General features: G+C 70.7%; 6 protein-coding genes. All 6 read right to left on the bottom strand.

All coding sequences use genetic code 11. The annotated features are described in order from the left end of the window. Positions 1–43: 43 nt before the first annotated feature. Complete coding sequence (locus tag VHA72_RS05885; protein WP_325573512.1) at positions 44–652, bottom strand: UdgX family uracil-DNA binding protein; 609 nt, start codon at positions 650–652, stop codon at positions 44–46. A gap of 22 nt (positions 653–674) precedes the next feature. Continuing rightward, the gene (locus VHA72_RS05880) at positions 675–1,013 is read right to left on the bottom strand and encodes a DUF3140 domain-containing protein (RefSeq protein ID WP_325573511.1); all 339 of its coding nucleotides are present in this window, start codon (positions 1,011–1,013) and stop codon (positions 675–677) included. A gap of 126 nt (positions 1,014–1,139) precedes the next feature. Beyond that, positions 1,140–2,708 carry a glutamine-hydrolyzing GMP synthase gene (gene guaA, locus VHA72_RS05875; RefSeq protein WP_325573510.1) on the bottom strand — a complete coding sequence of 523 codons (1,569 nt, stop codon included), beginning with the start codon at positions 2,706–2,708 and terminating at the stop codon, positions 1,140–1,142. 206 nt (positions 2,709–2,914) lie between these two features. Next, entirely contained in the window at positions 2,915–4,666 is a 1,752-nt protein-coding gene (locus VHA72_RS05870) for a GMC family oxidoreductase N-terminal domain-containing protein (protein ID WP_325573509.1), read from the bottom strand. After that, a complete protein-coding gene (locus tag VHA72_RS05865; protein ID WP_325573508.1) occupies positions 4,663–6,279 on the bottom strand; it encodes a succinic semialdehyde dehydrogenase in 1,617 nt (538 codons plus the stop codon). Before VHA72_RS05865 ends, VHA72_RS05870 begins: the two co-directional genes overlap by 4 nt. 53 nt (positions 6,280–6,332) lie before the next feature. Beyond that, positions 6,333–6,884, bottom strand: a complete 552-nt coding sequence (locus VHA72_RS05860; protein WP_325573507.1) for a Uma2 family endonuclease — start codon at positions 6,882–6,884, stop codon at positions 6,333–6,335. Between the last annotated feature and the right edge of the window lie 209 nt (positions 6,885–7,093).

The raw sequence follows: 7,093 nt of genomic DNA, 5'->3' as shown, positions 1-7,093 counted from the left end.
CCCCCCCCCCCAACCCAGCTGTTTCCTGTTTCGTCCGCAGGGCTCAGAGGGCGGCCACGGCCGCCCTCAGGTCGGCGACCAGCGCCGCATAGGCGTCCTCGCGCTCGTCGCGGGCACGCAGGATCGCCGAGGGATGCGCGGTGGCGAGCACCCACGGCGGCGTGGTCAGCGGGAAGCGCTCCTGTGGCCACTCCGCCAGCCGGCCGCGGGCGTCCCCGACCCGGAACGACGGTCCGTAGAGGGCCTTGCCCGCCGTACCGCCGAGTAGGACGACGCCCTCCGGCGCGACCAGCTCGAGTTCGGCGATCAGCCACGGGGCGCATGCCTCGACGTGGCGCACCGCGGGCGCCTTGTGCAGCCGGCGCTTCCCCTGTCGGGCGAAACGGAAGTGCTTGACCACGTTGGTCACGTAGACGTGCTCGGGCGCGATGCCGGCCTCGGCCAGCGCCCGGTCCAGCAGGTGCCCGGCCGGTCCGACGAACGGCTCACCCTCGACGTCCTCGCGGTCGCCCGGCTGCTCCCCCACCAGCATCAGCGGCGCACCCAGCGCGCCCCGGCCGGGGACGGCCTGGGTGGCGTCGCGGTAGAGCTCGCAGGCGGTGCAGCCGGCGATCGCCTCGGTCAGCTGGGCGAGCTCGGAGGTCGGTGGCACGGGTGACAGGTACCCGTCCGAGCTAGGGCTTGAGCGGGTCGTGCCCGACGTTCATCAGCCGACGCCGCCAGCGGTCGTCGCCGGCGGTCGGCTCCCACTCCTCGCCCTCGCCGCGCAGGTCGGCCACCTTGTCGACCACCCGCCGCATCACCGCGACATCGTCCGGCGTCAGGTCGGCGCGCCGCTTGCCCAGGATGTCGGCCACATGATGGCCCAGCTCGCTGCCGGCGCGGTCGGGCTCGGTCTCGGTCTCCTCCCCCGCGCCCTGCACCGCCAGCCAGTCCCGCAGCTCGCGGGAGGTCATGTTCACCGCGCGGTGGAAGTTCTCCCAGAGTCGGTCGTCGACGATGGTCTCGGCCATGGATCGCTCCTTCGATCGATACGGCGATCGGTACGGCGATCCCAGTACCCGGCCGGCCCGACCCGAACAACAGCTGAGTTGGTCGCCGGCGTGTCACCCGACCAACTCAGCTGTTGTGCGCGGGGCCTACTCCCACTCAATGGTGCCCGGGGGCTTCGACGTGACGTCGAGGACAACCCGGTTGACCTCGGCCACCTCGTTGGTGATGCGGGTCGAGATCCGCTCCAGTACGTCGAAGGGCAGCCGGGCCCAGTCGGCCGTCATCGCGTCCTCGGAGGTGACCGGGCGCAGCACCACCGGGTGGCCGTAGGTGCGGCCGTCACCCTGGACGCCCACGGACCGCACGTCGGCCAACAGCACCACCGGGCACTGCCAGATGTCGCGGTCGAGACCGGCCGCGGTCAGCTCCTCGCGGGCGATCGCGTCGGCCTCGCGCAGGACGTCGAGCCGCTCGCGGGTCACCTCACCGATGATCCGGATGCCCAACCCGGGGCCGGGGAACGGCTGCCGGTGCACGATCACCTCGGGCAGCCCGAGCTGGGCCCCGACGGCGCGGACCTCGTCCTTGAACAGCTCGCGCAGCGGCTCGACCAGCTCGAACTCCAGGTCCTCGGGCAGCCCGCCGACGTTGTGATGGGACTTGATCGTGGAGGTGCCGGTGCCACCACCCGACTCGACGATGTCGGGGTAGAGCGTGCCCTGCACCAGAAAGCCGACCGCCGTACCCTCCGGCGCCTCGCGGATGATGTCGGCCTGCGCGCCCTCGAAGGCCCGGATGAACTCCCGGCCGATGATCTTCCGCTTGGTCTCCGGGTCGGTGACACCGGCGAGCGCGTCGAGGAACTGCTTCTCGGCGTCCACCACGACCAGCTTCGCTCCGGTGGCGGCGACGAAGTCGCGCTCGATCTGCTCGCTCTCGCCCTTGCGCATCAGCCCGTGGTCGACGTAGACGCAGGTCAGCCGGTCGCCGATCGCCTTGGTCACGATCGCGGCGGCCACTGCGGAGTCGACACCGCCGGAGAGGCCGCAGATCGCCCGGCCGTCCTCGCCGATCTGGGTGCGGATCCGCTCGATCTGCTCCTCGGCGATGTTGCCGATCGTCCAGGTCTGCCGGCAGCCGGCGATGTCCCACAGGAAGTGCTCGAGCACCCGCTGGCCATGCTCGGAGTGGAGCACCTCGGGGTGCCACTGCACCCCGGCCAGGCCGGCGGCGACGTTCTCGAAGGCGGCGACGGGGGTGGTCGCGGTCGAGGCGAGTACGGCGAAGCCCTCGGGTGCGGCGGTGACCGAGTCACCGTGCGACATCCAGACGTTGTGCGCCGCGGGGATGCCGGCCAGCAGTGTGCCGTGCTCCGCGACGGTCACGGGCGTGCGGCCGTACTCGCGCGCACCCGTGGCCGAGACGGTGCCGCCCATGCCCTGGGCCATCAGCTGGAAGCCGTAGCACATCCCGAAGACCGGAGTCCCCGCGGTGAAGATCGCAGAGTCGATGGCAGGCGCGCCCTCCTCGTAGACCGAGCTGGGCCCGCCGGAGAGGATGATCGCCTTCGGCCCGCGCGCCAGCATCTCCTCCACCGGCGTGGTGTGCGGCACGATCTCGGAGTAGACCCGCGCCTCGCGGACCCGGCGGGCGATCAGTTGGGCGTACTGGGCCCCGAAGTCGACGACGAGGACGAGGTCGTGATCATCCGTCATGGCGGGATCCTATGGCGCTCGGCGCACCCCCGGGAAATGCACCAGGGCCCGGCCGGGGAGGGAGGGTGGCCGGGCCCTGATCGTCCACGCAACTGATGGACAGCGCCTGGACCGCGTGACCCGGAAACACAAAGGGAGGGAGCAATCCCGGGTCTGTCACTCCAACGAGGCGCGCTGGGCCGGGTTACGCCGCTCTCGAAGTTTTTTCAGCCGATTCCGACGATGGGCAGCCGCAGCGCGGCGGGAGCCGTCGGCGGGACCGCGGGTCGCCGCGGCGCGACCGGCTCGATCCGGGCGTAGCCGGCCCCGAGCGCGGGCCGCGGGTCGGCCTCGCCCTTGTTGGGCCAGAACGACATCGCCCGCTCGGCCTGGGCCGCGATGGTCAGCGACGGGTTCACGCCCAGGTTGGCCGAGATCGCGGAGCCGTCGACCACGTGCAGGCCGTCGTATCCGAACAGGCGCTGATAGGGGTCCACCACGCCCGTCGAGGGCGAGTCGCCGATCGCGCAGCCGCCGATGAAGTGGGCCGTCATCGGGATGTTGAACGGCTCCCCGATGGTGCCGCCGGCGTACCCCTCGCCGGCGTCGGTCGACATCGCCTTCGCCATCAGCCGGGCGCCCTCGTTGGCGGCCGGGATCCAGGTCGGGTTCGGCTGGCCGTGGCCCTGCCTGGAGGAGAGCCGGACCCCGAACGGCGTCTTCTTCGGGAAGACGGTGATCGAGTTGTCCAGCGCCTGCATCACCAGCAGCACGATCATCCGCTCGGACCAGTGCTTGAAGTCGTAGAGCTTGGTGATGTTCGAGCGCTGGGCCCACATCTCCTTCAGCCACCGCTGCACCCGATGCGGGCCACCGTCGGTGAGGACCGTCTGCAGCAGCGACATGGAGTTGCTGCCGTGCCCGTAGCGGACCGGCTCGAAGTGCGTGGTCGCGTCGGGGTGGATCGAGGAGGTGATCGCCACGCCCTCGGAGTAGTCGACCGACAGGTCCGGGGCGATCGCGCCGAGGATCGCCTCGGAGTTGGTTCGGGTGCGCTCGCCGAGCCGGTCGGAGATGTCCGGCAGGTCACCGGTGAGCTTGAGCTTGTGGAGGAGCTTCTGGGTGCCGATCGCGGCCGCGGAGAAGATCACCTGGTCGGCGGTGAACGTCTTGGTGGCGGTACGCCGGGAGAGCTTCGCCTTGGTCCATCGGGCATGCACGGTGTAGCCGCCGCCTTCTCGCGGCACGACCCGGGTCACGGTGGTCAGCGGGTGGACCTCGGCGCCGTTCTTCTCCGCCAGGTGCAGGTAGTTCTTCACCAGCGTGTTCTTGGCGTTGTGGCGACAGCCGACCATGCACTCACCGCACTGCGTGCAGGTGTTGCGGGCCGGGCCCTCGCCGCCGAAGAACGGGTCGGCGACCTCGGTGCCGGGAGCGACGCCCTCCTGGCCGAAGAAGACCCCGACCGGCGCTTGGTGATACGTCTCGCCGACGCCCATCTCCTCGGCGACCTGCTGCATGACCTTGTCGGCCGGGGTGACGTAGGGGTTCACCACCACGCCGAGCATCCGTTTGGCCTGGTCGTAGTAGGGCGCCAGCTCCGACTTCCAGTCGGTGATGTGCGACCACGACGGGTCGGCGTAGAACGGGTCGAGCGGCTCGTAGAGCGTGTTGGCGTAGACCAGCGACCCGCCGCCGACGCCGGCACCGGCCAGGATGATGGCGTCCTTGACCATGTCGATGCGCTGGATGCCGTAGCAGCCCAGCGCCGGGTTGAAGAGGAACTTCTTCAGGTCCCAGGAGGTGTCGGCGAAGTCCTTGTCCTCCAGCCGGGCGCCGGCCTCGAGGACGGCGACCTTGTAGCCCTTCTCGGTCAGCCGCAGGGCGCTGACGGAGCCACCGAAGCCGGAGCCGATGATGAGAACGTCGTAGTGGCTGGTCCCTGAGGAGCCGAGGGACGAGGCGTCTCGAACGGTCACGCGCGACCCAGCGCCTTCAGCAGCCGCAGGCTCGCGGTCATGGTCTTGGCGTAGGCCTCGTCGGACATGCCGAACATGGGCGAGAAGCGCATCAGCTTCTGGGTCGCCACCGACTGCGTCTCGGTATAGCGCAGCAGGCCCTCGGCGCCCTGGCGCCGCCCCATGCCGGACTGCCGGAAGCCGCCCATCGGCGCGTCCAGGCTCGCGAACGTCGCCGCGAACGCCTCGTTGATGTTCACCGTGCCGGACTTGATCCGGGCGGCCAGCGCCCGGGCCCGGTCGGTGTCGCGGCTGTAGATCGCGGCGTTGAGACCGTAGTCGCCGTCGTTGGCCCGCTCGACCGCCTCGGCCTCGCTGTGGAAGCGGTAGACCGAGACCACCGGCCCGAAGGTCTCGTTGCCGAAGCAGGTCATCTCCGGGGTGACGCCCTCCAGGATGGTGGGCTCGAAGAAGAACGGGCCGAGGTCGGGGCGGGCCTTGCCGCCGGCCAGCACCCGGGCGCCCTTGGCGACCGCGTCCTCGACGTGCGCCACGGCGGTGTCGAGCTGGTCCTGGCTGATCAGGGTGCCCATGTCGTTCTCCCAGGCCAGCGTGGCGCCGAGCGTCATCGCCTGGGTGCGGGCCACGAAGCGCTCCACGAAGCGGTCGTAGATGGCGTCGGCGACGTACAGCCGCTCGATGGAGACGCAGAGCTGGCCACCGTTGGAGAACACCGCCCGGGTGGCGCCCTCGGCGGCGCGCTCGATGTCGGCGTCGGCGAGCACCAGCATGGCGTTCTTGCCGCCCAGCTCGAGCGAGCAGCCGATCAGCCGCTCGGCGCACTGCTTGCCGATCAGCTTGCCGGTCGCGGTGGAGCCGGTGAAGCAGATGTAGTCGGCGCGCGCGATGATCGAGGTGCCGACCTTGGAGCCCGGGCCGGCGACGACCGCCCACAGGTCACGCGGGAAGCCGGCCTGCTCCAGCAGCTCGTGCCCCAGGAGCGCGCTGAGCATGGTCTGGGCGTCGGGCTTGGCGACCACGGCATTGCCGGCGGCGATCGCGGCCAGCCCGTCGCACAGCGCCATCGTGAACGGGTAGTTCCAGGGCGAGATGACGCCCACCACGCCCTTGGGCACGTGGTTCACGTCGACCCGGGTCAGCCCGGGGATGACACCGGGGCGCCGCTCGGTGGCCAGGTGCTTGGCCGCCGTACGCCCGTAGTAGCGGGCGGTGAGCGCGATGTGCAGCGGCTCGTCGAAGGCGTGCTTGCGGGCCTTGCCCGACTCCAGCACGATCAGATCGAGGATCTCCTCCTGGCGGTCGAGCACGAGGTCGTGCAGCCGCAGCAGCAGCCGTTCGCGCTCCTTGACCGGGGTGCGCGCCCACCGCTCCTGGGCCGCGCGCGCCCGGCGGAACGCCTCCTCCACGTCGGCATCGGTCGACTGCGGGATGTGCGCCAGCGGCGCCCCGTCGATCGGCGAGCGGACCTCCACCGTCTCCCCCGAGCTGGCGAGCACCCGGTCGGTCAGGCCGGCGACGTACTTCGGGTCCAGCGCGTAGGACGCGCCAGGGTCGTGCTCGGGGTCACGCGGGCCCTCGACGAGGGGGTGGCGGTCGGGGTTGGAAGCGCTCATGTACCGAGAGTATGTGACAGTCGTCGCAGTTGCTACCCGTCAGTCACATTTGGTCATCTGCCGAGCAGGGCCCCGAGGTCGACATCCACGACACCGTCCTCCCCCACCCGCACCCGGCCGGTGGGATGGTCGTCATCGAGCTCGAGGACCACCGAGGCAACGCCGTCGAGGTACTCGATCACGGTGAGGCTGCGATGATCACGGTCGAGCAGCCAGTACTGCCCGACGCCTGCCTGTGCGTATTCCCCCGACTTGCGGAGTGTGTCCTCGGTGCGTGTCGAGCGGGACGTGATCTCGGCCACGAGCACGGGCCGCTGCTCGGCCCAGACGCTCTGCTCCTCGTTCCGAAGCAGCATGACGTCGGGAATGCGGTGGCCGTCGCGGATCGTGCGTAGCCCCGCCTCGGCGACGGGGACGAGCGTCGGCAACGACGTCGCGAACAGCACGACCAGCCTGCCGGCGAGCGCCTGATGCGGGATGTCCGCCGGCGGGCTCACGATCGCCACCCCGTCGAGATACTCCGCGTGGATGTCCTCGGGCAGCGCGAGGAACTCCTCGAACGACATCCTGCGCCGCTCGAGTCGGTCGATGGCCACGGTCGGCATCGCGGCTCCTGAGGGAATCGACAGGTCCAACTCCTTCCCATGGTGCCACTTCTCCGCCGCTCATGCCGCGGAGCGGCCGGCCGCGACCAACTCGGCCAGGCGCCCACGGGCGGGCTCCAGGACCAGTGCGAGCCACTCCTCGAGACCGCCCGGGCCGGCGCCGCGACCCCGCTGGCGCGGGACCTCGTCGAACGCCTGGGGGTTGAGCG

Origin of the sequence: Nocardioides sp. (assembly GCF_035547795.1) — a bacterium.
Taxonomy (GTDB): Bacteria; Actinomycetota; Actinomycetes; order Propionibacteriales; family Nocardioidaceae; genus Nocardioides.
The sequence above is the reverse complement of the archived record's forward strand: the minus strand, read 5'-3'. Positions and strand labels throughout refer to the sequence as shown.

What these genes read in the sequence shown, in the direction of transcription:
- guaA (WP_325573510.1), bottom strand. Translation starts at nt 2,708, where the DNA reads ATGACGGATGATCACGACCTCGTCCTCGTCGTCGACTTCGGGGCCCAG.
- VHA72_RS05880 (WP_325573511.1), bottom strand. Translation starts at nt 1,013, where the DNA reads ATGGCCGAGACCATCGTCGACGACCGACTCTGGGAGAACTTCCACCGC.
- VHA72_RS05860 (WP_325573507.1), bottom strand. Translation starts at nt 6,884, where the DNA reads ATGCCGACCGTGGCCATCGACCGACTCGAGCGGCGCAGGATGTCGTTC.
- VHA72_RS05865 (WP_325573508.1), bottom strand. Translation starts at nt 6,279, where the DNA reads ATGAGCGCTTCCAACCCCGACCGCCACCCCCTCGTCGAGGGCCCGCGT.